31 protein-coding genes are annotated in these 26,967 nt (G+C 56.5%); 29 read left to right on the top strand and 2 right to left on the bottom strand.

Annotation, left to right across the window (positions count from 1 at the left end; translation table 11 throughout):
* The 5 genes from VLY20_02870 to msrA all read left to right on the top strand — a co-directional run.
* Nucleotides 1–229 (top strand): phosphomethylpyrimidine synthase ThiC (locus VLY20_02870; GenBank protein ID HUK55580.1); only part of this gene is annotated, 229 nt, incomplete at its 5' end.
* A gap of 104 nt (nt 230–333) precedes the next feature.
* Nucleotides 334–1,128, top strand: coding sequence for a sulfide-dependent adenosine diphosphate thiazole synthase (locus VLY20_02875; protein ID HUK55581.1), 795 nt, complete (start codon nt 334–336; stop codon nt 1,126–1,128).
* A 65-nt stretch (nt 1,129–1,193) separates the two neighbouring features.
* On the top strand, nt 1,194–1,631 hold the full coding sequence (locus VLY20_02880; protein ID HUK55582.1) for a hypothetical protein: 438 nt from the start codon (nt 1,194–1,196) through the stop codon (nt 1,629–1,631).
* Nucleotides 1,632–2,099 (top strand): thioesterase family protein, encoded by a 468-nt coding sequence (locus tag VLY20_02885; GenBank protein ID HUK55583.1) that lies wholly within the window; start codon nt 1,632–1,634, stop codon nt 2,097–2,099.
* A gap of 42 nt (nt 2,100–2,141) precedes the next feature.
* Nucleotides 2,142–2,672, top strand: a complete 531-nt coding sequence (msrA, locus tag VLY20_02890; GenBank protein ID HUK55584.1) for a peptide-methionine (S)-S-oxide reductase MsrA — start codon at nt 2,142–2,144, stop codon at nt 2,670–2,672.
* 163 nt (nt 2,673–2,835) lie between these two features.
* On the opposite strand, the gene nadA is transcribed toward msrA, so the two are convergent.
* Nucleotides 2,836–3,945: a quinolinate synthase NadA gene (nadA, locus tag VLY20_02895; protein HUK55585.1), complete on the bottom strand. Its 1,110-nt coding sequence runs from the start codon at nt 3,943–3,945 to the stop codon at nt 2,836–2,838.
* 130 nt (nt 3,946–4,075) lie between these two features.
* On the opposite strand from nadA, the gene VLY20_02900 reads away from it, so the two are divergent.
* From VLY20_02900 to VLY20_02965, 14 genes are all read left to right on the top strand, one after another.
* A complete protein-coding gene (locus VLY20_02900; GenBank protein HUK55586.1) occupies nt 4,076–4,555 on the top strand; it encodes an acyl-CoA thioesterase in 480 nt (159 codons plus the stop codon).
* A gap of 89 nt (nt 4,556–4,644) precedes the next feature.
* Nucleotides 4,645–5,673 carry an LOG family protein gene (locus tag VLY20_02905; protein HUK55587.1) on the top strand — a complete coding sequence of 343 codons (1,029 nt, stop codon included), beginning with the start codon at nt 4,645–4,647 and terminating at the stop codon, nt 5,671–5,673.
* A gap of 40 nt (nt 5,674–5,713) precedes the next feature.
* Nucleotides 5,714–6,028: an antibiotic biosynthesis monooxygenase gene (locus VLY20_02910; protein HUK55588.1), complete on the top strand. Its 315-nt coding sequence runs from the start codon at nt 5,714–5,716 to the stop codon at nt 6,026–6,028.
* A 5-nt stretch (nt 6,029–6,033) separates the two neighbouring features.
* The gene (locus tag VLY20_02915) at nt 6,034–6,699 is read left to right on the top strand and encodes an MBL fold metallo-hydrolase (GenBank protein HUK55589.1); all 666 of its coding nucleotides are present in this window, start codon (nt 6,034–6,036) and stop codon (nt 6,697–6,699) included.
* 51 nt (nt 6,700–6,750) lie between these two features.
* Nucleotides 6,751–7,560, top strand: coding sequence for a class I SAM-dependent methyltransferase (locus VLY20_02920; protein ID HUK55590.1), 810 nt, complete (start codon nt 6,751–6,753; stop codon nt 7,558–7,560).
* Between the two features lie 49 nt (nt 7,561–7,609).
* On the top strand, nt 7,610–8,026 hold the full coding sequence (locus tag VLY20_02925; protein ID HUK55591.1) for a CBS domain-containing protein: 417 nt from the start codon (nt 7,610–7,612) through the stop codon (nt 8,024–8,026).
* Entirely contained in the window at nt 8,023–9,045 is a 1,023-nt protein-coding gene (add, locus tag VLY20_02930; protein ID HUK55592.1) for an adenosine deaminase, read from the top strand. Before VLY20_02925 ends, add begins: the two co-directional genes overlap by 4 nt.
* Before the next feature lie 7 nt (nt 9,046–9,052).
* Entirely contained in the window at nt 9,053–9,577 is a 525-nt protein-coding gene (locus VLY20_02935) for a hypothetical protein (protein HUK55593.1), read from the top strand.
* Between the two features lie 32 nt (nt 9,578–9,609).
* Nucleotides 9,610–10,014 (top strand): hypothetical protein, encoded by a 405-nt coding sequence (locus VLY20_02940; GenBank protein ID HUK55594.1) that lies wholly within the window; start codon nt 9,610–9,612, stop codon nt 10,012–10,014.
* Nucleotides 10,015–10,308: 294 nt separating this feature from the next.
* Complete coding sequence (locus VLY20_02945; GenBank protein HUK55595.1) at nt 10,309–11,994, top strand: long-chain fatty acid--CoA ligase; 1,686 nt, start codon at nt 10,309–10,311, stop codon at nt 11,992–11,994.
* Nucleotides 11,991–13,196: a thiolase family protein gene (locus VLY20_02950; protein ID HUK55596.1), complete on the top strand. Its 1,206-nt coding sequence runs from the start codon at nt 11,991–11,993 to the stop codon at nt 13,194–13,196. Before VLY20_02945 ends, VLY20_02950 begins: the two co-directional genes overlap by 4 nt.
* Nucleotides 13,197–13,218: 22 nt before the next feature.
* Nucleotides 13,219–14,430, top strand: coding sequence for a 3-hydroxyacyl-CoA dehydrogenase NAD-binding domain-containing protein (locus tag VLY20_02955; protein HUK55597.1), 1,212 nt, complete (start codon nt 13,219–13,221; stop codon nt 14,428–14,430).
* Between the two features lie 9 nt (nt 14,431–14,439).
* Nucleotides 14,440–15,222, top strand: coding sequence for an enoyl-CoA hydratase-related protein (locus VLY20_02960; protein ID HUK55598.1), 783 nt, complete (start codon nt 14,440–14,442; stop codon nt 15,220–15,222).
* Between the two features lie 71 nt (nt 15,223–15,293).
* The gene (locus tag VLY20_02965) at nt 15,294–16,370 is read left to right on the top strand and encodes a patatin-like phospholipase family protein (GenBank protein HUK55599.1); all 1,077 of its coding nucleotides are present in this window, start codon (nt 15,294–15,296) and stop codon (nt 16,368–16,370) included.
* A 63-nt stretch (nt 16,371–16,433) separates the two neighbouring features.
* Here VLY20_02965 and VLY20_02970 read toward each other — a convergent pair whose 3' ends face one another.
* The gene (locus tag VLY20_02970) at nt 16,434–17,141 is read right to left on the bottom strand and encodes a DUF420 domain-containing protein (protein ID HUK55600.1); all 708 of its coding nucleotides are present in this window, start codon (nt 17,139–17,141) and stop codon (nt 16,434–16,436) included.
* 117 nt (nt 17,142–17,258) lie between these two features.
* Between VLY20_02970 and VLY20_02975 the strand changes: the two genes are divergently transcribed.
* The 10 genes from VLY20_02975 (at nt 17,259) to VLY20_03020 (ending at nt 26,937) form a co-directional block, all read left to right on the top strand.
* Nucleotides 17,259–17,834: a response regulator gene (locus VLY20_02975; GenBank protein ID HUK55601.1), complete on the top strand. Its 576-nt coding sequence runs from the start codon at nt 17,259–17,261 to the stop codon at nt 17,832–17,834.
* Between the two features lie 89 nt (nt 17,835–17,923).
* Nucleotides 17,924–19,468, top strand: a complete 1,545-nt coding sequence (gene trpE, locus VLY20_02980) for an anthranilate synthase component I (GenBank protein HUK55602.1) — start codon at nt 17,924–17,926, stop codon at nt 19,466–19,468.
* Nucleotides 19,469–19,510: 42 nt separating this feature from the next.
* The gene (locus VLY20_02985) at nt 19,511–20,074 is read left to right on the top strand and encodes an aminodeoxychorismate/anthranilate synthase component II (protein ID HUK55603.1); all 564 of its coding nucleotides are present in this window, start codon (nt 19,511–19,513) and stop codon (nt 20,072–20,074) included.
* Between the two features lie 13 nt (nt 20,075–20,087).
* Entirely contained in the window at nt 20,088–20,561 is a 474-nt protein-coding gene (locus VLY20_02990) for a phosphate-starvation-inducible PsiE family protein (protein HUK55604.1), read from the top strand.
* Between the two features lie 116 nt (nt 20,562–20,677).
* On the top strand, nt 20,678–21,691 hold the full coding sequence (trpD, locus tag VLY20_02995; GenBank protein HUK55605.1) for an anthranilate phosphoribosyltransferase: 1,014 nt from the start codon (nt 20,678–20,680) through the stop codon (nt 21,689–21,691).
* Between the two features lie 34 nt (nt 21,692–21,725).
* Nucleotides 21,726–22,508 (top strand): indole-3-glycerol phosphate synthase TrpC, encoded by a 783-nt coding sequence (gene trpC / locus VLY20_03000; protein HUK55606.1) that lies wholly within the window; start codon nt 21,726–21,728, stop codon nt 22,506–22,508.
* 12 nt (nt 22,509–22,520) lie between these two features.
* On the top strand, nt 22,521–23,129 hold the full coding sequence (locus VLY20_03005) for a phosphoribosylanthranilate isomerase (GenBank protein ID HUK55607.1): 609 nt from the start codon (nt 22,521–22,523) through the stop codon (nt 23,127–23,129).
* 59 nt (nt 23,130–23,188) lie between these two features.
* Nucleotides 23,189–24,382 (top strand): tryptophan synthase subunit beta, encoded by a 1,194-nt coding sequence (gene trpB, locus VLY20_03010; protein HUK55608.1) that lies wholly within the window; start codon nt 23,189–23,191, stop codon nt 24,380–24,382.
* A gap of 5 nt (nt 24,383–24,387) precedes the next feature.
* Nucleotides 24,388–25,194, top strand: a complete 807-nt coding sequence (trpA, locus tag VLY20_03015; GenBank protein ID HUK55609.1) for a tryptophan synthase subunit alpha — start codon at nt 24,388–24,390, stop codon at nt 25,192–25,194.
* 36 nt (nt 25,195–25,230) lie between these two features.
* Nucleotides 25,231–26,937, top strand: coding sequence for an HD domain-containing phosphohydrolase (locus tag VLY20_03020; protein HUK55610.1), 1,707 nt, complete (start codon nt 25,231–25,233; stop codon nt 26,935–26,937).
* The last annotated feature ends 30 nt before the right edge of the window (nt 26,938–26,967 follow it).

The raw sequence follows: 26,967 nt of genomic DNA on the forward strand, positions 1-26,967 counted from the left end.
CGATCCCGAAACCGCAAAGGCCTATCATGACGCGACGCTTCCGGCCGAAGGCGCCAAGATCGCCCATTTCTGCTCGATGTGCGGCCCGCATTTCTGCTCCATGAAAATCACCGAGGATGTCCGGGAGTACGCCGAGGAAAAGGCGCTGGACGAGCAGGCCGCCATCGAGACCGGGATGAAGGAAAAGGCCGAGGAGTTCAAGAAGGCCGGGCTCAAGATATATCAATAGAATCCGTGAGGCGAGAGGCGGTAGGCGTGGGAGGGAAACGTTGTGGATCCGATCTTTTGCTTCTTGCGCCTCACGTTTTGGGCCCCACGAAACATAGGTGACGTATGAATCCAAGAAAAATAACACCGTTGCGCGAGGCCGACATTACGCGGAGCATCGCGCAGGAGTTCTATAAACAGTTCGATCAGATCATCGAGTCCGATGTCGTCATCATCGGCGCCGGTCCTTCCGGTCTGGTCTGCGGGCGTGAGCTGGCGACGGCCGGGCTCAAGGTCCTGATCATCGAACAAAACGCGCACCTCGGCGGCGGCTTCTGGTCGGGCGGGTATCTCATGACCAAGGCGGCGATCGCCGCACCGGCGCATGAGCTTCTGGTCAAGCTGGGCGTCCATTGCACCGAGGTAAAGCCCGGGATGCATATCGTCGAGGCGGCGCACGCCTGCGCCAAGCTGATCGGCGCGGCGTACGACGCCGGCGTGAAGGTCTTGAACCTGACAAAAGTTGTGGACCTGATCGTTCGCAAGGACAACAAAGTGGAAGGCGTCGTCGTGAACTGGGCCCCGGTCGAGAACATGGGGCACGATCTCGTTCATGTCGACCCGATCGCACTGGAGTCCAAGATCGTCGTAGATGCGACGGGCCATGACGCGGTGGCGCTGCAGTATCTCAACAAACGGGGACTGTACAAGACCGTTCCGGGGAACGGCGCGATGTGGGTTGAGAAATCCGAACAGCTTGTCCTGGACAACACGGGCGAAGTTTATCCCAACGTCTTCATCGTCGGGCTGTCGGTCGCCGCGGTCTACGGCACCCCGCGCATGGGCCCGGCCTTCGGCGCGATGCTGATGTCGGGTCAGATCGGCGCGGACCTCATTGGGAAGAAACTGGCGCGGTCCTAAATCCTTTTTACAAGGTCGTTCATTCTGTAGGGGCTTGATTCGTCCCGCCCATCGGGGAAAGTGTCATGCCGTTCTCTACGGAGTTCGTGGATAACCATCAGGGGTTGCTGTTCGTGGGATCCGGCGTCGTGACGGCTGATGAAATCCTTGATGCGAAGGGAGCGCTTCTTGATCAGGAGACTCGCCTTCGCCGCATCCGCCATGCGATGGTCCTTCTGGCGGATGTGACCGACCTCCGTGTCACGACCGACGAGATCCGTCAGCTTGCAAGAATAGATGAACGCCTCGCCAAGGTGACGTCCAATGTCGTGGTGGCCGTCGTGGCCGCCAATGACCTTACCTTCGGTCATGCGCGGATGTGGGAGGTGCTGGCCGACAGCACGGGCTGGAAGACGGCCGTGTTCCGAACCCGTTCGGAGGCCGAAACCTGGCTGCGCGCGATCCTGGCCTCTCCGGTCACGCCGCCGCGCGGTGGCCATGACGCGGGGACTGCGGCCTTATAGATGAACAAGGTTGAAAACGACAAAGAAGGCTGGGTGCCGACCTATCGAGGCACCGTTTTTCCGTGGCATTGCGATCATATCGGCCATATGAACGTGATGTGGTTCGTCGGGAAGTTCGATGAGGCCACCTGGCAACTCTTCTCGATACTCGGAATTACAGCGTCCTACATCCGCAAACAGAGCCGGGGCATGGCCGGACTGGAGCAACGAGTTTCCTATCAGCGCGAGCTGAGAGCGGGCGACGTCGTCTCGATCCGATCCGGCGTTCTCGAGATGAAGGAAAAAGTGATCCGCTACGTTCACGAGATGCGGAACGACGAGACCGGCGAGCGGTCGGCCATGATGATCGTGACTTCCGTCCATATGGACACGGCCAAACGAAAATCCTGCCCGTTTCCAAAGGAAATCGTCGAAGCCGGCCGCGCCATGATCATTCCGTTTGATCCGCTGGATTGGGGATTTCGCTAGAAAGAGTTTCCGAAAAGAAACGTATCCATGTCGGGAGGAAACATGGAAGTCGCGACGCTTGGCGGCGGCTGTTTCTGGTGCCTTGAGGCGGTTTTTGCGGATCTGAAAGGGGTCGAGAAGGTCGAGTCCGGATATTCCGGCGGCGCGACCGTCGATCCGACGTACCGTCAGGTGTGCGCCGGAACGACCGGCCATGCCGAGGTGGTCCGTGTCACGTTTGATCCCAGGGTCGTTTCTTTTAAAGAAATACTTGAAGTATTCTTCTCAATCCACGATCCAACTACACTCAATCGCCAGGGATCTGACGTGGGTACACAGTACCGTTCGGCTGTTTACTACCATACTCCGGAGCAGAAAACGATTGCCGAGCAGACGATCAAAGAAGTCAATGCGTCGGGAATCTGGGATGCGCCCATCGTGACGGAGATCGCCCCGGTCAGCGTATTTTACAAGGCTGAAGATTATCACCAGGAGTATTACAAGAATCATCCGGAACAGATGTACTGTCAACTGGTGATTGCGCCCAAAGTCTCAAAATTCCGAAAACAGTATATTGATAAATTGAAGAAGTAGGGGCGATTCATGAAGTGCCCCGGATCAGAACCCGATCACCAATCCCACTTCGGAGAAAAGATTTTTCTTCTGATGACTTGGCGTGTACGAACAGCGCTTGCGGGATTAAACATCCGGACTACGTGAATCGGGGCATTCGATTATGCCAGCTCGAACATTCGGTCTATGCTAATTCGAGCATCCGATCGAGGGCCACTTTGGCCCAGGTGCGGTCCGCCTCCGGCACGATAATCTGATTGACGATGGCGCCGCCCTCAAGCCGTTCCATCGACCAGAGGAGATGGGGAGCGTCGATCCGGAACATCGTCGAGCACATGCAGACCATCGGTGAAAGAAAATAGATCTCCTTTTCGGGATTATCCCGCTTGAGACGGTTGACAAGATTCAACTCGGTTCCGACGGCCCATCGGGATCCGGCCGGTGCGGCCGTGACGGTTCGGATGATGTATTCGGTCGAGCCGATGAGATCCGACTTGTCCACCACCTCCATGGAGCATTCGGGATGAACGATCACCTGGATTCCCGGGTATTGTTTTTTGAAGAGGTCCACGTGCTGCGGCTGGAACATCTGGTGGACGCTGCAGAAGCCCTGCCAGAGAAAGACCCGCGCCTTCCGGACGGCTTCCGGACGATTGCCCCCGTTCGGTCGCAGGGGATCCCAAAGAACCATTTCGTCCAAGGAAATGCCCATCCGTTTGCAGGTATTACGGCCCAGATGTTGGTCGGGGAAAAAAAGGATCTTCTCGCGCCGCTCGAAGGCCCAGCGGATGATCCGTTCGGCGTTGGTGGAGGTGCAGACCAGACCTCCCCGTTCGCCGCAAAACGCCTTAAGGTCAGCCGCTGAATTGATGTAGGTGATAGGGGTGATGGTATTCTCCGGAACGAGATGCGTGATTTCCTGCCAGGCTGTCTCTACCGACTCGATATCCGCCATATCGGCCATCGAGCAACCCGCAGCGAGATCCGGTAGAATAACCTTTTGTTCGGATGTTGTTAGAATATCGGCCGTCTCGGCCATGAATTTGACGCCGCAGAAGACGATGTATTCCCGATCCTTCCGTTGGGCGGCATACTGCGAGAGTTTCAACGAGTCGCCGGTGTAGTCGGCGAACTTGTACACTTCGTCTCGCTGATAGTTGTGCCCCAGGAGCAACAGCCGATCGCCTAATCGTGCTTTCACGTCCGAAATCCGTTCATCAAGAATATCGGGCGAAAGCCGGTAATACTCCTCAAGACCGGTTTCCGGGGTTTTTAATTGAATCGCATTGTCCATAACGTCACGTTTCTCATATCCGTTGGTGTGTTATTATAAAATGAGGAGGTCCGTTAAATCAAGAGGGGAGCGGAACCGATCCACCGGCAACACCTTGTTCCTATCGGGAAATTATGTTAGGATGTTTTTTATGAAGGATATCAAAGGCCATTCTGTTTCAGCCTCCGCTGCGGAAGCGGTCCAGGTCGTCCTGCCCAACGACACCAATCCGTTGGGTAACGTTCTCGGAGGGAGGGTGATGCACTGGATTGATTTGATCGCCGCCGTGGTGGCCGTCCGACACAGCAAACGACCGGTTGTGACGGCGTCGATGGAAGGGCTTGAGTTCCATTCCCCCATCCGGTTGGGCCAGATCGCCATTCTGAAAGCGGCGTTGAATTATGCAGGTCGAACCTCGATGGAGGTGGGAGTCGAAGTTTATGCGGAGGATTTCAGAACCGGCCAACGGCACCACACCAGCAGCGCGATCCTAACCTACGTGGCGCTCGATGACGCGGGAAGACCGACGCCGGTTCCCCCGTTGCATGCGGAGACGCCGGACGAGAAGCGTCGTTACGCGGAGGCCGAACAGCGTTATCAGGGGCGAAAGCAGCGAGGGCCCGGGCGTTGACACGCGGACAGACATTGTTTAAAATAGAATCCGATCGATGATCGGCCCCTTCTTTCGGGGCCGTTCTATTTCCATCCATCTCGGCGAAAATGGGCAAACGCTACAGTCTTGAGCAGGGCAGTTTTGACGACCACATCATGAACCTGATTCAGATGTGCGGCGGGTCCCCCCATGCCGATCTGATCAAGGAGATCATCGTGACGGCCTTGAAGTTGGTGGAAGACCCGGCCGCCCGCATCGACGTCAAAATCCTGAATGCGGCGTTGAGGGAGTTGCGGTTTGCCTTTAAACTCTTCTCCGGCTACCGTCATATTCGCAAGGTGACCATATTCGGTTCGGCGCGTACGGCCGAGACCGATCCAACTTACCTGCAGGCCGCCAGCTTCGCCCACAAGATTGTTCGCCGCGGGTACATGGTGATTACCGGCGCGGGAGACGGCATCATGAAGGGCGCGCAAGAAGGGGCCGGCCGGAAAATGAGTTTTGGCGTGAACATCCAGCTCCCGTTCGAGCAGTCACCCAATGTGTATATCGAGAATGATCCGAAACTGGTGACCTTTAAATATTTTTTCACCCGGAAGCTGATCTTTGTTAAAGAAACGGACGCCATCGCCCTCTTCCCGGGGGGATTTGGAACCCTGGACGAGATGTTCGAATCGCTGACCTTGGTCCAGACCGGAAAGAGCGACATCATGCCGATTGTGCTGATCGACGCCCCGGGCGGGACCTACTGGTCGGAGTGGCGTCGGAACCTTGAAAAAAATCTTTTGAAGCGGGGACTGATCGCGCCCGAAGACATGCATTTTTTCAAGATTACGGATGATGTGGATGTCGCGGTCAAAGAGGTGACCGGCTTTTATCACAATTATCATTCCTCCCGGTATATCGGGGATCAATTGATCATTCGCCTGCAACGGCCCCTTTCCGATGCGCTGTTGGACAAGCTCAACGGAAGTTTTAACGACATTCTAACTCAAGGACGGTTTGTGAGACAGTCGGCCGCCCCGGAAGAGTCCGATGAACCGGATTTGAACCACTTGCCGCGGCTGGCGTTCCGGTTCAATCGGAAGAGCTTTGGCCGCCTCCGTAACTTGATCGAAACGTTGAACACGGAGTAGCCCGTCCAGATTGCGGATTCATGGCGATGAAGGACATGAAATGATCGTCGTTGCAAATCGGATTCCGGTCGTGAAAGGCCGCGAACAGGAGTTTGAAAGACAGTTTCTCGGAAGGCCTAAACTGGCCGATATGATGCCGGGGTTTATCCGAAACGAATTTCTGAAGCCGCTCAACAACGATTATTACGTCGTGTTAAGCTATTGGGAAAGCCGCGAGGAGTTCGAAGCCTGGGTGAAGAGCGAAGGCTATCAGAAGAATCAGGCCCGGAAGATGAATCGCGATTTTCTGTCGGGACCGGTTCAGATGGATCTTCATGAAGTGATCGGGATATCGGAACGCGTGAGGGAGATGTAAGCCCGATGGCCAACGTCCTCGAAAAGAACAAGCCGGCCCTGTTTTTGCACCAGGTCGAGCTCGGTCCCATGCAAAACTTCGTCTATTTGATCGGCTGCGAGAAGACGCGCGAGGCGGCGGTGGTGGATCCGGCCTGGGATGTTCCGGCGATCCTCGCGATTGCGAAGAACCATGGATTCCAAATCAAGACGGTCCTTCTGACCCATACCCATTTCGACCATATCAACGGCGTGGAAGAACTTCTGAAGCAAACGGACGCCCGTGTTTTTGTCCATAAGAAGGAGGCCGCCGCGCTCCGGTACGGAGGCGGCAACATCAAGAAGATTGAGAGCGGAGATGCGGTCAAGGTGGGTGATTTGAACATTACCTTTATCCATACGCCCGGTCACACCCCGGGATCGCAGTGTTTCTATGTGGGCGACCGACTGATCACGGGGGACACGCTGTTTATCAACGGGTGCGGGCGCTGCGACCTTCCCGGAGGGAGTCCGGAAGAAATGTATCACAGCCTGACCGGCACCCTTAGACGTTTGGATGATCACATCAAGGTTTATCCCGGTCATCATTACGCCCCCGTGCCGGTCTCGACCCTCGGCGATGAGAAACGCCAAAACCCATTTCTGACCAGCGGCTCCATCGAGGAATTTCTCCGACGGACGATGGGACGCTGATCGCGTTGCTTGTCAGATTCATTTTGTTTGCCGTATAATATGCGACCGTCCATGGAGCCGCCTTTGCAGAATCACGAAGTGGCGTTGGCCTACAAGCGCCTCACCGAAGATTATGATCGCATCATTGAACGCCAACCCTTTTTTATCAACGCCTATCGCCTCTATGATAAACTCCTGCATCACATCCTGGATGGAAAACGATACAAAAAGATTCTGGATGTCGGGTGCGGCAACGCGGCCCAAACGGTTCGGCTGGCCCGATACGGCGATGAAGTGATCGGCGTGGACATTGCCGAGGATCTTTTGTCCGTCGCCCGAGAGCGGTGTCGCGATTTTCCGAATGTCCGTTTCATGAAAGAGGATGCGCGTAAACTGCCCTTTCCGGATCAAACCTTCGATTGCGTCCTGTCGTACGGCGACGTATTGAGTCATATTACGGACGGATATGAGCGGGCCCTGTCCGAAATCAGCCGTGTCTCCAGGACCGGGGCCTTGATCTCGTTCGAGGTGGACAATAAGTGGAACGCCGGGCTCCTTTACAAGCCCCGTGAGCTTCGGGACGCGATCCGGACGCGGGGCCGCGGCCATGACACCCGGGAATGGGAAGGAATGCGGTTTAAGACCTTCACGCATCGGGAACTGGCGGATCTCTTGAACCGGCACGGGTTTAAAATGACCGGGTTTCACGGCCACAATATTTTGGCGTCTCTTATTCCGGATCGTTATGTACTGGAGCAGTATCGGCGGACGTTTTTGGGATCGCTGGCCGTATGGCTTGGAACGATCGACCTCGCGGTTTCTGGAATGTATCCGTTTAACCGTTTCGGGTTTAATATCATGGTCATCGCCCGGAAAAACTAGATGCTCGGCGATCCAGGAGCCGATTAACCGATACCAAGGAGCGGAAGCGATGGATTTGCTGAATATGCTCGTGAATAAGAAAATCGAGACGATTGAACACGATGCTGTTCTGAAAACCGCCGCCCAACGGATGCGGGATCATCGAATCGGCTCTCTAATCGTGACCCGGGGCGGTCGTCCGGTCGGGATCATCAGCGAGACGGACTTGGCCCGCAAGGCCGTCGCGGAAGGGCTGAATCCCGAGCAGGCCCATATTTCGTCCATCATGAGCAGTCCGATTATTTCGATCGAAATCACCGAGACGCCGGAGCGTGCGAATGATTTGATGAAGGAAAAGGGAATCCGGCATCTGGGCATCACGGAGGAGGGGCGATTGACCGGGATCATCTCGGTGCGCGACCTGCTGAGATATTTCAAGGTCTACTACGATGGGATCGGGACTTTAAAGGCTAAAAAACAACCATGAGCGTTAGAAAATCGCGGCAGAATCCGGTAAGGTCCGATCCGAGCCGTATCCAAAAAGTCGAGCTTCACCAGCATGTGGACGGCTCGATTCCCGTCGGGCTGGCCTGGAAGCTTATGAAGCGGCACGGACTCAACCCGGTCGAATCGCTGACCCAAATGGAAAAACTCCTGATTCTCCAGGATGAGGAAATGGGCAGTCTGCTGCGCTATCTGGACAAGTTTCATTACCCTCTTTGGATCACCCAATTTTACGAAAACATCGCTCTCGTCGTTGAGGCCATTGTGGAAGAGGCCTATCGGAATCAGGTCCGGCTCCTCGAACTCCGATACTCACCGGTCATCCATACCTATGCGGGTCTGACATTGCGGCAGACGATCAGCGCGGCCTTGAGCGGAATCAACCGCGCTCGAAAACGATTTTCCGTCCGGGCCGGGTTGATCGTGATCGCCATGCGCCAGCACGGTCCTCACATCGCCAAGATCCTGGCCCGATCCGCCGTCGCGGAAGGCCAACAGTTTCACGAACGGTCGGGCGTGATCGGGTTCGACGTGGCCGGTCTCGAACGCGGGAATCCGCCCGGTTTGTTTAAAGAAGCCTATGCCATCGCCCGCACCGGCGGCCTGGGCCTTACGATCCATGCCGGTGAAGATGAAGGGCCGCATGCCGTCTGGCAGGCCATTGACGAGTTGGGCGTGACCCGGATCGGCCACGGATGTTCATCGGTGCGCGATAAAGTGTTGTTGCGCCGACTGGCCCGCGATAAAATCCTGATCGAATGCTGCATAACGTCCAACTACCAGACCGGCGCGGTCAAACGCGGCCGTATGCACCCGATCTTCACGTTTCTGGAATACGGGATCCCGGTCGCGATTTGTACCGACAACACGACCGTCTCCGGCACCAATCAAAACCTGGAAAATAAACGACTCGTCCGAAGGCTTACTGTTTCCCAGCTGGCGATGATCCATCAAAACGCCCGCTTCTACACCTTTATCCGAACGGAGCAACAAAGCCGCTGATTCAACGATGAAGACCGGAACGGGGGTTGGGTGGGCTACGGTTGTGCTTCTGGGCGTCGGGGCGGTGTTTTATCATCAGGAGGTGTCCGATTTTATCCATGCGATGCAGCCGAATTCCATGGAGGCGACCATCACGTTTGGGAAGGCGCTTGATCCCAGCGGCCGGTTCGTCGTCGATCCCGCGACGACATTCAGCCTCGGTGAAAACGTGGCCTGGGTTGTTCACTTTCAAAAAAATGCCGGAGCGAAAGAATTAATCGTCTCCCTTTCCGAAATTGGGCCCGATGGACGGGAAATTCCACTCGATCGGAACAAGATGACGGTGGCCCCGACGGATATCGGCCTGTACAATTTCACGACCACGCAGGCCTTCTGGGCGCTCTCTCCGAAAGAGACGGGTGTGAATCGCCATGTCTATCGCGTCAAATACCTTAAAGATCGGATCATTGCACAAGGCGACTTCGCCATTGTGGCGAAGTCCCCGGAGCAACCGCCATCCGACCGGTCGACCAAAACGCCTTCGTTTCCTTGACTTCTGATTTTCTCCCCGATATAGTCTACAGGATGAAACCTGCCATCGGCATAATCGGTCTGTTGTCCGTTTTGGTCAGTCTGACTTGGCCGGTTTCTGCGGCGACGGCCGCGGAAGCGGTGTCACCGCCGGTTTCAAAAACCGAAACCTCAAACAACGTCTATACGCTGCGTGCGAAAAATCATTGGATGGCCAACAAGACGATCAAAGATCTTGTGGAGCTTTTAGGAGGGACGTCGAAATCCAATCTGTTGAAAGGAAGTCGGCCACAGACGATCCGCATAGAGCTCTCGTTGCCGCGGGATCAGTCGGCCTATTTTATGTCCAAGCTTTCCGGGCTGGGCATGTTGACGTCGCCGTCCGGTGCGGAAACGAAAAGTCCGAATTCAAAGGACAGCCTCACCTCCCGGATGACCCTCGATGTATTTGATCCGTAGGGGGTGACCCATGGGAACACGAGCGCGGTGAACATCCCGAGCCCCTCGCAAGATCAGACCGTTTGAAGGTGTAAAAACCGTCCATCCGATCTGTCCGTTGTCGGCAAATTAGAATAGCCGAAATCGGTGTCCGAAAAGATCCGCATCGACAAATATCCTGTTTCGCTATCCCCATGTCACCGATAGTAAAACCGTCGGGTTTTCTTGACAATTCGCTCACTTTCGTATAAAGTTTGATAACGGCGCGATTGATCCCGTTGTTCCGGAGAAATCACTCTTCCAAGGAGGAGGCGGATGCAGAAGCTCTGGCTCAAATCGTACGAGCGTGGCGTTCCGGCGAGCATTAATTATGCCAATATTACCCTGCAGCAACTTCTGTTCGAAACCGTCCGGCGATTCCCAAAACGTCCCGCATTGATCTATTACGGCAATACCATCACCTACGAACAGCTCGATCTCCTGAGCAACCGACTGGCCAATGCCCTCATCGAAATGGGGGTGCAGAAAGGGGATCGCGTGGCCATCATGCTCCCGAATGTTCCCCAGTGCCTCATCGGTTACTTCGGCGCTTTGAAGGCCGGCGCGATCGTGGTTCAGACCAACCCGCTCTACGTCGAGCGGGAACTGGAACAACAACTGAACGATTCCGGGGCCGAGACAATCGTTGCGCTGGACATCTTTTACGAAAAGATATCCCGGATCCGCCACCGGGTTCCTCTCAAACGGATTATCCTGACCGGCGTTGGGGATTATCTCCCTCCTTTACTCCGGTTGTTCTATCCCATCAAAGCGATGAAAGAGGGGCAGTGGGTCCGGGTTTCCCATCAACCGCCGGTTTACGACTTCCGGAAGTTGTTGAAACGCTCGGAAGGCGTCCAGCCCATCGTTCCGGTCAAACCGGATGACACGGCCCTCCTTCAATACACCGGAGGAACCACGGGCGTTCCGAAGGGCGTGATGTTGAGCCACAACAATCTAATGGCCAACGCCGTTCAATGCCGACACTGGATGCCCTCGCTCCGAGACGGGGAGGAAGTCTTTCTCGGCGTGGTTCCGTTCTTTCATGTCTACGGCCTGAGCACCTGCATGAACCTCGGTCTATTGACCGGGTCCTGCATCGTCCTCCTTCCCCGTTTCAAAACGGATGACGTACTCAAGACGATCGTCCGGCACCGGGTCACCATCTTCATGGGCGTTCAGGCGATGTACGTCGCCATCAACAATTATTCCCGCATCGGTCAGTTCGATCTTTCATCGATTCGTATCTGCATCAGCGGCGCGGGGCCGCTTCACCGGGAGGTCCAGGACCGATTTGAGGAACTGACCGGCGGAAAGCTGGTCGAGGGCTACGGATTGAGCGAGGCCTCGCCGGTCACACATTGCACGCCGATCCACGGCCTTCGGAAGAAAGGCTCCATCGGCCTGCCGTTTCCGGACACGGATGCCAGGATCATGGATCGAGAAACGGGCCGGCAAGAGCTGCCGATCGGGGAGATCGGCGAGCTGGCGGTCCGCGGGCCCCAAGTGATGCAGGGGTACTGGAACAAGGACGACGAGACCAAGCAGGTTCTCCGCGACGGATGGCTGTATACCGGCGACATGGCCCGGATGGATGAGGACGGCTATTTCTACATCGTGGACAGGAAAAAAGACATGATCAAGACCCGCGGCGAGAATGTCTATCCCCGGGAGGTGGAAGAGGTCCTGTTCCGACATCCGAAGATCAAAGAGGCCGTGGTCATCGGAATCCCGGACACGTTCAGCGTCGAGCTGATCAAGGCCTACGTGGTGCTGAAGGAGCACGAGCACGCGACCGAGGAAGAGATCCGCGACTACTGCCGGAAGGAGTTGGCCAAGTTCAAGGTCCCGAAGTGGGTCGAATTTCGGAAGGAGCTGCCCAAGACGATGGTGGGCAAAGTCTTACGGCGCATCCTGCTTGAAGAAGAGTTGGGCCGGAAAAGGTCGGAGGTCGTCCGGTGAAAGAAGTTGTCGTCGTGGATGGAGTCCGAACCCCGATCGGGAATTTCGGCGGAACGATCAAGGATGTGACGAACCAGGAACTCGGGCGGCAGGTCGTCCGGGGGCTTCTCCAGCGAACTCGGCTCGGCCCTGATTTAATCGAGGAGGTCATTTTCGGCTGCGTCCTGCAAAACAGCGACGCGACGAACTTGGCCAGGGTCGTAAGCCTGATGGCGGGTCTTCCCATCCCCGTTCCGGCCTACACCGTCCAGCGAAACTGCTCCTCCGGGCTCCAATCCGTCGTGAACGCCTTCCAGAATATCCAATGCGGGGACGCCGACGTCCAGATCGCGGGCGGGATCGAGAACATGAGCCTGGCGCCGTACATCATCCGGCAGATGCGCTGGGGAAAACGGCTTCGGCACGGGGAGGTGATCGACAGCGTTTGGGAGGGTCTGACGGACGCCTTTTGCGGTCAGGTCATGGGCTCCACGGCCGAGAATCTGGCCGAGGAGTTTAAGATTTCTCGCGAGGAGCAGGACGCGTACGCGCTTGAAAGTCACAGGCGCGCGCTCATCGCCCTTAAAGAAAGTAAGTTCACCGATGAGATCATTCCCGTCACCGTTGTCCGGACCGGCGCCCGGAGCCGAACGGCTCCGCCGCCGTTTGAGCGGGACGAAGCCCCCGATCCGAAACTGGACGGCGCGCGCCTGGCCCAAAATCCGGCGATCTTCAAAGAAGGCGGCACGGTGACGGCCGGCAACGCTTGTCCATTGAACGACGGAGCGGCGGCGCTGCTCGTCATGTCGGCCGAGAAGGCCCGTGCTCTGAACTACGAGCCGCTGGGCTATGTGCGGTCCTACGCCTTTGTCGGCGTGGAGCCCGAGCGGATGGGGATCGGGCCGGCCGCGGCGATTCCGAAGGCTCTTGAAAAGGCCGGGGCCGGAAAATCCAAATTGAGCCTTCGCGATATTCAGCTGTTCGAGATCAACGAGGCGTTCGCGGCGCAGTATCTTGCGGTGGAGCGGGTGTTGAAGCTGGACCGCGGGATCGTCAACGTCAACGGAGGGGCGATTGCCCTGGGCCACCCCGTCGGGATGACCGGAGCCCGTCTCATCCTGACGTTGTTGCGTGAAATGAAACGGCGGGATCTTTCCCTCGGAGTCGCCAGCATGTGCGTGGGAGGGGGGCTGGGCGCCGCGATGGTTCTCGAACGAAAATAATGGACGTTATCTGGAGAATTCCATGAACATTAAAAAAGCGGCCGTGATCGGAGCGGGAACCATGGGGGCGCAGATCGCCCAGGTGATCAGTCATGCCGGGGTTCCGGTCATTCTCATGGATATCCATGAGGACGGCGTCGCGCGCGGCCTTGAGACCATTCGGAAGATTTATCAGACCCGCGTGGACAAGGGGAGGATGAAGGCCGCCGAAGCCGAACAGAAAGCGGCCTTGGTCGTGGGGGCATCGAATTATGACGGATTCGGCGACGTGGATGTCGTTATCGAAGCTGTTTTTGAGGAAATGGAGGTCAAGCGAAAGGTCTTCACGGCGCTGGATGCCGCCTGTCCCCCGCGGACCGTGCTGGCTACGAACACATCCTCCCTGTCGATTTCGGCGATCGCGTCGGTCACCCGCAGGCCCAAGCAAGTGATCGGAATGCACTTCTTTAATCCGGTATACGCCATGAAGCTGGTGGAGGTAATCCCGGGTTTGGATACCTCTCCGGAAACGGTCCATGACGTCGTTGCGCTGGCCGAACGATTGGGAAAGACTCCGATCCGGGTCCGGGAGTGCCCCGGATTTGTCGTGAACCGGTTGCTGATGCCGTACCTAAACGAGGCCGCCCTTGCTCTTCAGGAGGGGGCGGCCTCGGCGAACGAGATAGACGGGGCGATGAAGGCCTTCGGTATGCCGATGGGACCGTTCACCCTGTTGGATATGATCGGGATCGATATCGCCGAAAAGGTTTCGCAGATCCTTTATGACGCCTACGGTCCCCGCATGGCGGTGGCCGAGATCCTGTCCGAGATGGTTGCGGCGAAGCGTTTCGGTCGGAAGAGCGGCGCGGGGGTCTATCGATACGATGACGAAAATGATGAACAGATGACCCAAATCCTTCAAAAAGTCCGTAAGAATGTCGGGGTCGCCGAAACGGGGTTCGCTCCCGAGCGGCTGCTTCTTTTGATGATCAACGAGGCCGCGATCTGTCTTCAGGAAGGAACGGCGACGGCCGGCGATCTGGACCTGGCCATGGTTTTTGGAACGGGTTTCCCGCGCGAGAAGGGCGGTCCGCTTCATTACGCCGATCAGGTGGGACTCGATGTGCTGTTAAAAGAGCTTCAACGCCATGCGGCGTCGCTCGGCCCTCGTTTTTGGCCCGCGCCGATCATCAAGCGAATGGTGGGGGCGGGGTACATCGGCCTAAAGTCCCGGCGGGGGTTCTTTACGTATTAAAGGATGCCCATGTCGCAACGACTGATCGCATGTCAAATTGAAGACGACGTGGCCACCGTGACTCTGGACAACCCGCCGGCCAATGCCTTAAGCAGCGCCCTTCTCGATGAGCTGAACCGGGTCATCGATGAAATGGGCCGAAATGCGGAGGCGAAGGCGATCGTGATCACCGGCGCCGGAAAGGTTTTCGCGGCCGGCGCCGATATCAAGGAAATCGCCGATATTGAATCCGGGAAGCGGGGCCGGCAGCTCAGCGCTCGGGGCCAGGCGATCATGGATCGGATCGAACGGATGAACAAATTGATGATCGCGGCCGTGAACGGCCTGTTTTGTCTCGGAGGCGGGCTGGAGCTGGCCATGGCCTGCCATCTCCGGATCGCGGGCGACCGGGTCCGGCTGGGTCTTCCCGAAATCACGCTCGGCATCATTCCGGGTTTCGGCGGCACCCAGCGCTTGCCCCGTTTGGTGGGAACCGCGAAGGCGCTGGAGTTGATCCTGACGGGTGATCGCGTCAAGGCCGAAGAGGGCCGCCGGATGGGGCTGGTGAATGAGGTCGTTCCGGACGCCGAGGTTTTGAGCCGGGCCCGTGCGGTGGCGAAGAAAGTCGCCGGGATGGGTCAGTTGGCGGTCCGCGCGGCGCTGAAGGCGGTTCTAGATGGCCGTACCCAATCGCTGGAGTCCGGGCTGGAATTGGAAGCGAAATTGTTCGGCTCACTTTGCGAGACGGCGGATATGAAGGAGGGCCTCCATGCGTTCCTGCAGAAACGTCCGGCCCGGTTCCGGGATGCGTGACGGATGACCCGGTGATCAACGGAGGCCGTGTGGGCGACAACCCATCAAAATACCCCGTTCGGGAGGGAAAGATGGCCCTCGTATTGGCCGGAGGAGGTTTCCCCGGATGGATGTATGAGGTCGGCTGTCTCTCGGCCCTGGACGAGTTCTTTGACAATGGTTTTACCGTAAATGATTTTGACATTTACGTTGGAACCAGCGCGGGTGCGGGCGTGGCGGCCCTGGTCGCCAACCAGGTCAGGCCGATCGAAATATTCGAGGCGATCCGCGAAAACAAAGACAGCCCCTTTAATTTCAAAAGCAGCAATATTTACAGCTTCGGTTATCAGGAAACGTGGCAGTTGTTCAAGAAACTGGTCCGGTCACTGGGACCGATGATAAGCTATCTGTGGCGGAATCGGAAATGGTTCTCCACAATGGATCTGGTCCACCTTTTCGAGGAATACCTCCCTTCCGGACTCTTCACCCTTCGAAATTTTGACGATTACCTGGGGTCTTTTTTATCCCAACCCGGTTATACCAACGATTTCCGAAAATTAAAGCGCGAGTTGTACATTCCGGCGATCGACGTCGACCTGGGGCGGTACGATGTTTTCGGGGAGGGCGAATTCGCCGATGTACCCATCTCGCAGGCCGTCACGGCTTCGTCGGCGATTCCGATCGTCTTCCAGCCGGTCCAGATCAAGGGGCGGGACTATATCGACGGAGGCGTCGGCCGTGTCGCGTACATGGACATCGCGATCAATCATGGCGCTTCTCTCGTGTTCGTGATCAACCCCATTGTTCACATCGTCAACGACCGGAGCAAGTTCTGCTTGCCGACCTTGTACGGCTATTGCGGAGGTCTGAAAGAAAAGGGGATGTCGTATATCTTTGACCAGGGGAACCGGATCAGCACGGGCACCCGGATTTATCTCGGCCTGAAGCGCTATCAGGCGGAACATCCCGACAAGGATTTCCTTCTGGTCCAACCCGACCCGTCCGACGCCTTGATGTTCTTGTACAACGTCATCAACCTGGCGGCCCGTCTGGAGATTCTCAACTACGGTTATGTCTCGACCGTGAACGTTCTGAAATCTCAGTTTACGTCCTTCGAGAAATACTTTGCCAAGCACGGCGTCAAGGTCACATTAAAACGTTTTCGATGAGCCGCGGTCACGTCTCCGGCCGGAGGCCTCATTGATCCGGACGCTTTTGAGGACCGGATGGGTTTATCCGGGTAATTTGGGGGGCCAGATGACGTAGAGCATCAAATAGGTGACGGAGCTGGTGCAGAGTGCGATAAGGAACAGCACCATCGTAAACGTGCCGATGATACGGTGACGACGTTCCCCATCCGGGATGAGCCGTTCGATTCCTTTTTCCAGAAAGAGAACGAACAAGACGAGAAGAAAACCGGAAATATAAACGATCCAGCAGGCCGTCGAACGACATCGCACGACGGCGATGAGGCCGAAGAACAGAAAAACCGCACCCGTGACGGTTAAAAAGGCCGACCGGGTCATGGTGAGAAGGCCGTTCTGAAGAACGCGCAGCCCCGATCGTTTCACCGCGACGCGGAAACCCAAGACGATCATATAAACCGCGGAAACCAGCCCGGTGCTTACGACCGTGATATGAATCGTCAGCAATGGCGTAAAAAGATAATTATACAGCCACTCCGGCCCTCCAAAACCCTCCTTCCCTTCCGTCGCCAATGCGCCGAGTCCTCGAGCCAGATAGTACAGCGTAAAATAGCCCAGCATGCTGACCATCGCCCAGAGAGTCAGCGCATGGTGGCGGTTTCCCTGTTTTTTCTTGCCCATTCTCCAGCCGATCATGAACAGGATCGTGAAGGCCATGGCCATGAGAAAACTCAGGTCTGCGCCCAGGGTCCCATGGGCCGGCAGAAAACCGGGTCTGCCCAACAGCTCTTTCATGGTTGGATCCTTTCGAAGGGTCGGTTGTTATGCATGGCCTAAGGTTCTTATAACACTCCCTTCAGACCCCGTCAAGCTTCATTGACAGTCGGAATGCGGTGTGATAGGGTGAATTGGGTGAAGACGGAAAACAAATATTGTCTCTGTTGCGGCGAATCGGTGCCGGTCAATAAAGTCCAACGAGATGGAAAACTTGAAACGACTTGTGTCTATTGCGGTTTTGTTCTGGACGTGGCGATGGAGGAAGAAAGGGGGCTGGCCGGTTGCATTCTTGCGGCCGACGATTCGGATCTGACGCGCGACCTTATCAGAGAGTCGTTGTTGAAGAAGAAAATGGCCCGATCGGTGCTCTCGTCCAAGAACGGTCAGGAATTCATCACGTCGTTTACCCGGAGGCTGGCCGAAAATCAGTCCGTCGATTTGGTCATTTTGGATGTGGAGATGCCGGTCATCGACGGCATCACGGCTGCGCGTATGATGCGCGCGGTCGAAGGCCAATACGGAAAGGCCAAAGTGCCCATTCTTTTTTTCTCCGCGCACAAATGCGATGAAAACTTGAAGCGGCAAATCTCCCTCTTCAAACCGGCCAGTTATGTCAATAAGGGAAGCGATTCCGATCCGGAAAAACTCTTGGAACGCATCGATCTCCTGATCGGCTATTTCATGATTAATCGCAAAACGCCTACTTCCTAACCCCCTGATTATTCAGAGTCCTTCGACAAGATTCATTGACTTTTACCCTCCCGCATGGTAACGTCAAAAAAACTTGAAGAGTGAGCGGAATGAAACCTAAATCGATGAGAACGATCCAGCGCATGCCGGCGTATCACCCCTCGCTGGAAGAATTCATCCGCAAGGCCAAACAGGGAAATCTGATTCCGGTTTATCGCGAAATCCTGGCTGACCTGGAGACACCCGTGTCCGCGTTTCTTAAAATCCGTGATGAACACTACGGGTATCTTCTGGAAAGCGTGGAAGGCGGGGAAAAATGGGCGCGTTATTCCTTCCTGGGAAGCCGTCCGGCGTTGGTCATCAGAGGATCGCTTAATGAATTGACGTTGATCCGGCCCGGAGGTGTCGAGCGGGTTAAAGTCAAGACGGACCCTTTGGAGACGCTCAAGGGGATCATGGCCGATTACCAACCGGTGGAAGTGGAGGGAGTGCCGCGCTTCTTCGGAGGCGCCGTCGGCTATCTCGGGTACGATATGATCCGAAGCATCGAACGGCTTCCCGACTTTCACCACGACGGTTTGGACTTGCCCGTGATGTATTTAATGGTGACCGATACCCTGCTCATTTTCGATAACATGGCGCAGACCATTAAAGTGGTTTCGAACGTCCATCTGTCCGACCGTGGCGGGCGCGGAACGGACGGCGCGCGGCGGGCGTATCGCGAGGCGATTGATAAAATCGAGGCGATCATCGCCCGTTTGAAGAAAACAGATCGCCTTGATAAGAAGAGACGTCGTAACGGCGCGAAGAATTCGGAATGGAGGATCGCTTCAAATATGACCCCTCCCGCCTTCCGGAAGATCGTGCGCCGGGCCAAGGAATACATCCGGTCGGGGGATATTTTTCAAGTCGTGCTCTCCCAGCGATTCGAAACCGAGTCCCGGTCCGCGTCCTTCGATATTTACCGGTCCCTCCGGGTCATCAACCCGTCGCCGTACATGTATTATCTTCAATTGGACGGCCTCGAGCTGGTCGGTTCTTCGCCCGAGGTGTTGGTACGATGCGAAGACCGCAAGATCGAACTCCGGCCGATCGCCGGAACCCGTCCGCGGGGCCGGAACGAGGAGGAGGACCGGTTGCTGGAGCGCGAGCTCCTGTCCGATCAAAAAGAATGCGCGGAACACATCATGCTGGTGGATCTGGGGCGAAACGATGTCGGACGCGTTTCTGATGTCGGGTCGGTTCGGGTGGAAAGATTGATGGCCGTCGAACGGTACTCGCACGTGATGCATCTCGTCTCGCAAATCGAAGGACGGCTCCAAAAGGACAAGGACGTTTACGATGTGATGCGGGCCTGTTTTCCCGCGGGCACCGTTTCGGGCGCGCCTAAGATCCGAGCCATGGAAATTATCGAGGAATTGGAGCCGACCGGTCGAGGCCCGTACGCAGGCGCCGTGGGTTATTTCAGTTTTTCCGGAAACCTGGATACCTGCATTAATATCCGGACGATCGTGATCAAAGGGGGGCGGGCCTATATTCAAGCCGGGGCCGGAATCGTGGCGGACTCCGATCCCAAACGTGAATATCAGGAGACGGTCAATAAAGCCAAGGCGATGCTGGTCGCGATCGAAATGGCCCAAGGGGGCCTGGACTAAATAAGGGATGCCCTATCGATGACGCTCGTGGCGTGACGCGATATGCTTTTGATGATCGACAACTATGACTCGTTCACCTACAACCTGGTCCAGTATTTCGGGGAGCTGGATCAGGATGTGCGTGTTTACCGAAACGACCAGATTACGCTGGACGAGATCGCGGAGCTCCGACCCGATCGGATCGTGATCTCGCCCGGACCCTGCACGCCGAAGGAGGCCGGGGTCTCGATCGAGCTCATCAAACGGTTTGCCGGACGGGTTCCGATCCTGGGGGTCTGCCTCGGTCATCAGGCGATCGGGGAGGCCTTCGGCGGCGAGGTGGTGCGGGCGCCCCGTCTGATGCATGGAAAGACCTCGATGATTCACCACGATGGACAGACGATTTTCAAATCGCTTCCGAATCCCTTTGAGGCGACGCGGTATCACTCCTTGATCGTAAAACGAGAGACGCTTCCTGGCGTCTTGAGGATCTCGGCCGAGACGCGGGAGGGTGAAATCATGGGACTTCGACACCAGGATCACCCCGTTGAAGGCGTGCAATTTCATCCCGAATCGATCCTCACGAAGGCCGGAATGGATCTTCTGAAAAATTTCTTGAGGTTATAGGAGAAACCACCGTATGAGTACGACCGGCGGAACGGATCTGCAGATGCGTGTGATGGAGTGGCTTGAGAAATACGGTTATGTCACGGCCGGGGTCAGTTTCCTCTTTCTCGGTATGGTTGTTTTCGTTTTCGGCTGGGTCGAATTCTTGGTGGGTGTTAGGGAGAGCCTCCCAAAGGCCGTTCTGGTCTTAATGAACGAGCTCCTGTTGGTGGTTATCTTGCTGGAGCTCTTTCGGACGATCATCAACTTCCTCAAAAGTAGAACGATCAGCCTCGAGCCTTTTCTCCACGTCGGCATCATCGCATCGGTTCGGCGTCTTCTGACGATCGGGGCCGAAATTACGCTTCAGGTCGAGGTTTCGCCGGTTCGCTTCAACCAGTACCTGCTCGATGCGCTGGTCAATGTCGGTGTGATACTCACCTTGGTTTTCGCCCTTTATCTTTACCGTGTCCGCGGCATCAAGGCGGAATACATGGTCAAGGGGTGACGCGTGCCGTTTTTTTCATTCATAGTGTTGGCGACGGATGCGCGGATTCTTGTTTCCAAGGGATACCATTTCATTCTAGAATATGATACATTTCCGTGTTCGGGTAATGGCATAAAATGATCAAGGAAGCGATCGCAAAAGTGGTGGACGAGGTCAACCTGACCGAGGCCGAGGCCGAGGCCGTGATGCGCGAAATTATGGAGGGCCAGGCGACCTCCGCTCAGATCGCGGCCTACATCACCGCGCTTCGGATGAAGGGTGAGACGGTCGAGGAAATCACCGGGTCGGCCCGCGTCATGCGCGAAAAGGCAGTCCGGATCCATGTGAACGATCCGTTTGCGGTGGATACCTGCGGAACGGGGGGCGACCGGATGAACACGTTCAATATCTCGACCACCACGGCCTTTGTGGTCGCCGGCGCCGGAATCACGGTTGCCAAGCACGGGAATCGGTCCGTCTCGAGCAGTTGTGGAAGCGCCGATGTTTTAAAAGCGTTGGAGATTAAAATCGATTATCCGCCCGAGAAAGTCGAAGAATGCCTGAATACGATCGGGATCGGATTCCTGTTCGCCCCCCTTTATCATGGCGCGATGAAACATGCCATCGGACCGCGACAGGAAGTCGGAATTCGGACGATCTTTAACATTCTCGGTCCGCTGACCAATCCGGCGCAGGCCTCCATCCAGGTGCTGGGGGTGTACGACCAGAATCTGAGCGATTTAATGGCGCAGGTCCTGATGAACCTGGGGTCGCTTCACTGTTTTTGTGTGAACGGGCTCGATGGTTTGGATGAAATCACGATCACGACGAAGTCCAAGATCTGCGAAGGGAAAGAGGGAAAAGTCAAGTGCTACCACATCGAACCCGGCGATTTTGATCTTCCGACCGCCCGCGTGAAAGACATCGTCGGCGGGATGCCGGATCACAATGCCCGGATCGTCCTGGACGTCCTCGGCGGACAGAAGGGGCCGAGGCGGGACGTCGTCCTGCTGAATGCCGCTCCGGCGGTCGTGGCGGCCGGGAAAGCGCGCACACTCCAGGACGGAGTCCGCGTGGCGGCGGAATCGATCGACAGCGGGGCGGCGATGGAAAAATTAAAACGACTTCGCGCGATGACGAATCGGTCTTGAAAAAGAGCAACGAATCTTGACCCATTTACGGGCTGTGACATTTCTGGATGACATCGTGGCCTCGACGCGAGAGGCGGTACGGACCGCCAAACTCAAGCGTCCGCCGGCCGATATGAAACGCCGATGCAGGGATCGCGAGGCGGCGCGGCCTTTTGCGGAATCCTTTTCAGACGGATCCAACCTGAAACTGATCGCCGAGCTGAAACAGGCCTCTCCTTCGCAAGGCCTTCTCCGGAAGGCGTTCAATCCGGTCTCGATCGCAAAAATTTACGAAGAAGCGGGCGCGGCGGCCCTTTCGGTGTTGACGGAGGAACGGTTCTTTCAAGGGTCCCTGGATGATCTGGCCCGGGTTCGCTCCGCGGTGACGCGTCCATTGCTGCGGAAGGATTTTCTCATCGATGAATATCAGGTCTACGAGGCACGGGCGTTTGGCGCCGATGCGATTTTGCTGATCGCCGCCATCCTGGACGACGGTCGGCTAAAGGATTTCCAGGCCCTCGCGCGAGACCTGGCCATGGACAGTCTCATCGAGGTCCATACCGAGGCCGAGCTGGATCGGGCCCTGAAGACGGAAGCCCGACTGATCGGTATCAACAACCGCGATCTGGCGACCTTTAAAACCAACCTGGAGACCACGTTCCGGTTGATTACGGGAATTCCGGACGATCGGGTGGTGGTGAGTGAAAGCGGGATTGGTCAAAGAAAAGATCTCGATCGCTTGTTTGAAGCGGGGACGGATGCCGTCCTGATCGGCGAAACGTTTATGAGGAGTCCGGACATTCAGGCCAAGATTCGTGAGCTTTTCGGGAAAATTTGAGGATGGATGGGGATGCGAGTCAAGATTTGCGGGATCATGAACGTTCACGACGCCTTGGCCGCTGCGGAGTTCGGGGCGGATGCCGTCGGTTTTGTCCTCTACCGAAGCAGCCCCCGCTATACGGATCTCAAGACGATCAAGAACATCATCGCGCAATTGCCGCCGTTTGTCACGACGGTGGGCGTTTTCGCCAACGCGGAGGAACGGGAAATCCTTTCGACGGTGAATGAATGCGGACTCGACGTCATCCAGCTTCAGGGGGATGAACCGGCGGACCTCTGCCGTCGCTTGGGCAGCCGCGTCATCAAGGCGATACGCATCCGAGACAAATTCAGTCTAAACCGGATGATTCCCTACAAGGTGAGGGCCTTTGTCCTGGACACGTTTCGGGATGGACAGCTCGGCGGGACGGGCGAAACCTTTGACTGGAATCTGGCAATGGATGCGAAAAAATTCGGAAAAATCATCCTGGCCGGAGGGCTCACGCCGGACAACATCCAACAGGCGGTCGAACAGGTCCGGCCCTACGGCGTGGATGTCAGCAGCGGAGTGGAAGAGCGTGTGGGCAAAAAAGACCTTACAAAGCTGAAGCGGTTCATTGAACTTGCCAAACAGGCGTAAAAACTGGATGGCTGGGGGATCGGACTTAAGTCCGCTCCTGCTTAAATGACGGTTTTCAAATGACGACCTTACCTGATCAGAGCGGTCACTTTGGCATCTATGGCGGACGGTTTGCCCCCGAGACGTTGATGCCGGCGCTAACCGAATTGGAAAAACACTATAAATTCTCAAAGAATAACAAAAGATTCCAATCTTCTTTTAAGAAATATCTTAAAGAATTTGCAGGCCGGCCCACGCCGCTTTATTACGCCGAGCGCTTAACAAAAAAGCTCGGCGGGGCCAAGATCTATTTAAAACGCGAAGACCTGTGTCACACCGGAGCGCACAAAATCAACAACACGATCGGCCAGGCCTTGCTCGCCAAGCGGATGGGCAAACGCCGGGTAATCGCTGAAACCGGCGCGGGCCAGCACGGCGTGGCCGTGGCGACGGTCGCCGCGGTATTCGGCCTGGAATGCGAAGTTTACATGGGAACCGAAGATATGGAGCGTCAATCGCTCAACGTCTACCGGATGCGGTTGATGGGGGCCAAAGTCTCCCCTGTCGATTCCGGGAGCCGGACGCTCAAGGACGCGATCAACGAAGCGATGCGGGACTGGACCACCCATGTACGCACCACCCATTATATCCTCGGTTCGGTTCTCGGTCCCCATCCTTTTCCGGCCATGATCCGGGATTTTCAAAAAGTGATCGGTATGGAAGCGCGTCAGCAAATCCATAAAACGGAAGGCCGTCTTCCCGACTATCTCGTCGCCTGCGTCGGAGGAGGCAGCAACGCCATGGGGCTGTTTTATCCTTTCTTGGACGATCGGACGGTCCAGATGATCGGCGTGGAGGCTGGCGGTCATGGAATCGAGAGCGGGAAACACGCCGCGCGTTTTGCCGATGGATCACTCGGAGTCCTTCACGGAACCATGACCTATCTCCTGCAGGACGACGACGGTCAGATCCGGCTTACGCATTCCGTATCGGCAGGACTGGATTATGCCGCTGTCGGTCCGGAGCACAGCTACCACTATGATCGGGGCCGGATCCGGTTTACGCATGTGACGGACCAGGAAGCCCTGGCCGCGTTTGATCTCTTAAGTCAAGTGGAGGGGATTATGCCGGCGCTGGAATCGGCCCATGCCGTGGCCCATGCCGCGAAGCTGGCCCCCCAACTGAAACGAAATCAGATCGTCCTGATCAATCTTTCCGGCCGGGGCGACAAGGACGTGATGCAGGTGGCCAAGATAAGAGGAGTGCAACTCTGAACGCCATGTCCGGCATCGATAAAATTTTTGCAGAGTTACGGTCCAAAAAAGAAAAAGCGCTTATCCCGTATATTATGGCCGGAGATCCCCGGTTGGAACGGACGAAAGAGATGGTGCTGGCGATGGAAAAAGCGGGCGCCGACATGATCGAACTGGGCGTCCCGTTTTCCGATCCGATCGCGGACGGCCCCGTGATCCAGCGGGCCGGTCAGCGATCCTTGAAATGCAAAACATCTTTGAAGGATATTTTAAGTTTGGTCGCGGATCTTCGTAAGAAGACGAACATTCCTCTGATTTTGATGACCTACTACAATCCGGTGCTTAAACTCGGCGTCGAGAATTTATTCAAGGCCGCGGAACGGGCCGGCGTGGACGGGCTCATCATTCCGGATCTTCCACCGGAAGAAGGTCGCGCCGTGTTGGAGGAGAGCCGCCGATGCGGATTGAATTGGATCTTGTTGTCCGCGCCCACCACCCCGGTGAACCGGCTCAAGTTTTTAGCCAAACAGACCCAAGGGTTTCTATACTACGTCTCCTTGACCGGCATCACGGGATCATCGCTTAAAGACCTTTCCGAGGTCCGGACCCGGCTGTCGATGATCCGCCGTATGACGGATAAGCCGGTTGCCATCGGTTTCGGAATATCGACTCCGGAGCAGGCCAAGGCCCTGGGGGAAATGGCGGACGGCGTGATTGTGGGCAGCGCGATTGTTCGGCTGATCGAGCAGCATTTGGAAGACCCCGAGCTTCCATTCGTAGTCTCGGCGTTTGTGAAGCGCTTAAAGCAGGCCATGACCGGCCGATCCTTCTAAGACATAGTCGGACCCATCCAGTAAAAGGCCATAATCATGATCACGAAACGGGCCTCCAAAGGAAGGCGGAGCACGGATCAAACCGGCGCCGTGCTGCGGTTGAAAAGAGAATTATCCCTCGAGCGGGCCAAGCGGGAAGTTCTTCAGGGCCTTAGCCGCATACCGTTGGAGGCTCAGTCCCCCGATCGACTTTACGATTACTACCTCGGCGTGATTCTGAAACTGACCCGGACGAAGGCCGGATCGATCCTTCTGCGGGATGAGGTCACCAACGACCTGGTCTTCGTGGCCTGCAAAGGAAAAGGGTCGGAAGGGCGCGTCGGAAAGCATCTCCCGGTCGGGGAAGGAGTTGCCGGCTGGGTTGTTCGAACCGGTTATCGGTACTTTACGGGCGACACCGAACATGAACGGATGGTCAAAAAGGAGTTCGGTCCGGAAATCGGGTCGGCCGCCCAAAATATACTCTGCGTGCCGCTGAAAATCTCCCGACGGGTGCTGGGCGTCCTGGAAATCTTGAATCGAAAAGACCGAAGGCCGTTTCGGCGGGAGGATCTGAATCTTCTGGATGCGATCGCGGTCCAGGTGGCCACCGTGATCGAGAACACGAGACTCTTTGAAAAATACGACAGCAAGGTCCGGAAACTCAGGACCTTGAAAGAGATCAGCCGGCTGCTCAATTCGACGCTCGACGAAAAAGAGGTCAAGAAGCGGGCGGTGGAGGCGGCTACGCGGTTGATGGAGGCGGAGGTCGGATCCCTCCTCCTGATCGATGAGGCGACCGGCGAGTTGTATTTTGACGTCGACCTGGGCGACCGGGGTAAGCGGGTCAAAGAGATCCGTCTCAAAATCGGGGAAGGCATCGCCGGCTGGGTGGCCAAGACCGGGGAACCGGCGATCGTGGCGGATGCGCAGAAGGATCCGCGTTTTGTTCGAAAGGTCGATGAAAAAAGCGCGTTCGTGACCCGCAATATGATTTGCGTTCCGGTCAAGATCCGGGATCGGATCATCGGCGTGTTGCAGGCGATCAATAAATTGGACCGGCAGACCTTCTCCAATTGGGATCTGGAGGAATTCCAAAGCCTCGCCGACCAGGTCGCCATTGCCGTCGACAACGCAAATCTCTACAAGGAACTGCGGGAGACCTTTTTCGGAACGGCCGGGGCGTTGGGGGATGCCATTGAGGCGAAGGATGCCTATACGGCGGGCCATACGCGTCGCGTTTTAGCTTATTCGATGGCGATGGGAAAGCTGCTCCATCTCTCCGGTCCGGAACTGGACAACCTGAAGCTCGCGGCGATGCTGCACGACATCGGCAAGATCGGAATCGAGGACAGCATCCTTCAAAAGCCGGGCAAACTCGAAGACGCGGAACGTCGGCGCATGCAAGAACACACCACCATCGGGTTTAAAATCGTCGATCACGTGAAGCAGTTGCGCAAAATTGTTCCCGGGATCATGCATCACCACGAGGAATACGACGGGACCGGTTATCCCGGAGGATTGAAGGGCGATCAGATTCCCCTCATCGCGCGCATCATCGCCGTGGCGGATTGTTTCGATGCCATGACGACCGATCGGCCCTACCGAAAGGGACGCTCCGTCCCGACGGCGGTGGAGGAGCTTCTGAAGCTCGCGGGGACTCAGTTGGATGAAAAAGTCGTGGCCGCCTTCCTCCGGGCCTATCGGGCCGGCGACCTTCGCATGACCATCGAGTCCGGCTCGTCTTCTGTGCCCGTGGACTGATTTTGACCGCCGGGACCCTTCCTCCGCCCG

The sequence above is a fragment of the Nitrospiria bacterium genome, assembly GCA_035517655.1.
GTDB lineage: Bacteria > Nitrospirota > Nitrospiria > JACQBZ01 > JACQBZ01 > JACQBZ01.

Bases quoted from the DNA above. Each gene is read 5' to 3' on its own strand.
- VLY20_02875 (HUK55581.1), top strand. From the start codon at position 334: ATGAATCCAAGAAAAATAACACCGTTGCGCGAGGCCGACATTACGCGG.
- VLY20_02880 (HUK55582.1), top strand. From the start codon at position 1,194: ATGCCGTTCTCTACGGAGTTCGTGGATAACCATCAGGGGTTGCTGTTC.
- VLY20_02885 (HUK55583.1), top strand. From the start codon at position 1,632: ATGAACAAGGTTGAAAACGACAAAGAAGGCTGGGTGCCGACCTATCGA.
- msrA (HUK55584.1), top strand. From the start codon at position 2,142: ATGGAAGTCGCGACGCTTGGCGGCGGCTGTTTCTGGTGCCTTGAGGCG.
- nadA (HUK55585.1), bottom strand. From the start codon at position 3,945: ATGGACAATGCGATTCAATTAAAAACCCCGGAAACCGGTCTTGAGGAG.
- VLY20_02900 (HUK55586.1), top strand. From the start codon at position 4,076: ATGAAGGATATCAAAGGCCATTCTGTTTCAGCCTCCGCTGCGGAAGCG.
- VLY20_02905 (HUK55587.1), top strand. From the start codon at position 4,645: ATGGGCAAACGCTACAGTCTTGAGCAGGGCAGTTTTGACGACCACATC.
- VLY20_02910 (HUK55588.1), top strand. From the start codon at position 5,714: ATGATCGTCGTTGCAAATCGGATTCCGGTCGTGAAAGGCCGCGAACAG.
- VLY20_02915 (HUK55589.1), top strand. From the start codon at position 6,034: ATGGCCAACGTCCTCGAAAAGAACAAGCCGGCCCTGTTTTTGCACCAG.
- VLY20_02920 (HUK55590.1), top strand. From the start codon at position 6,751: ATGGAGCCGCCTTTGCAGAATCACGAAGTGGCGTTGGCCTACAAGCGC.
- VLY20_02925 (HUK55591.1), top strand. From the start codon at position 7,610: ATGGATTTGCTGAATATGCTCGTGAATAAGAAAATCGAGACGATTGAA.
- add (HUK55592.1), top strand. From the start codon at position 8,023: ATGAGCGTTAGAAAATCGCGGCAGAATCCGGTAAGGTCCGATCCGAGC.
- VLY20_02935 (HUK55593.1), top strand. From the start codon at position 9,053: ATGAAGACCGGAACGGGGGTTGGGTGGGCTACGGTTGTGCTTCTGGGC.
- VLY20_02940 (HUK55594.1), top strand. From the start codon at position 9,610: ATGAAACCTGCCATCGGCATAATCGGTCTGTTGTCCGTTTTGGTCAGT.
- VLY20_02945 (HUK55595.1), top strand. From the start codon at position 10,309: ATGCAGAAGCTCTGGCTCAAATCGTACGAGCGTGGCGTTCCGGCGAGC.
- VLY20_02955 (HUK55597.1), top strand. From the start codon at position 13,219: ATGAACATTAAAAAAGCGGCCGTGATCGGAGCGGGAACCATGGGGGCG.
- VLY20_02960 (HUK55598.1), top strand. From the start codon at position 14,440: ATGTCGCAACGACTGATCGCATGTCAAATTGAAGACGACGTGGCCACC.
- VLY20_02965 (HUK55599.1), top strand. From the start codon at position 15,294: ATGGCCCTCGTATTGGCCGGAGGAGGTTTCCCCGGATGGATGTATGAG.
- VLY20_02970 (HUK55600.1), bottom strand. From the start codon at position 17,141: ATGAAAGAGCTGTTGGGCAGACCCGGTTTTCTGCCGGCCCATGGGACC.
- trpE (HUK55602.1), top strand. From the start codon at position 17,924: ATGAAACCTAAATCGATGAGAACGATCCAGCGCATGCCGGCGTATCAC.
- VLY20_02985 (HUK55603.1), top strand. From the start codon at position 19,511: ATGCTTTTGATGATCGACAACTATGACTCGTTCACCTACAACCTGGTC.
- VLY20_02990 (HUK55604.1), top strand. From the start codon at position 20,088: ATGAGTACGACCGGCGGAACGGATCTGCAGATGCGTGTGATGGAGTGG.
- trpD (HUK55605.1), top strand. From the start codon at position 20,678: ATGATCAAGGAAGCGATCGCAAAAGTGGTGGACGAGGTCAACCTGACC.
- VLY20_03005 (HUK55607.1), top strand. From the start codon at position 22,521: ATGCGAGTCAAGATTTGCGGGATCATGAACGTTCACGACGCCTTGGCC.
- trpB (HUK55608.1), top strand. From the start codon at position 23,189: ATGACGACCTTACCTGATCAGAGCGGTCACTTTGGCATCTATGGCGGA.
- trpA (HUK55609.1), top strand. From the start codon at position 24,388: ATGTCCGGCATCGATAAAATTTTTGCAGAGTTACGGTCCAAAAAAGAA.
- VLY20_03020 (HUK55610.1), top strand. From the start codon at position 25,231: ATGATCACGAAACGGGCCTCCAAAGGAAGGCGGAGCACGGATCAAACC.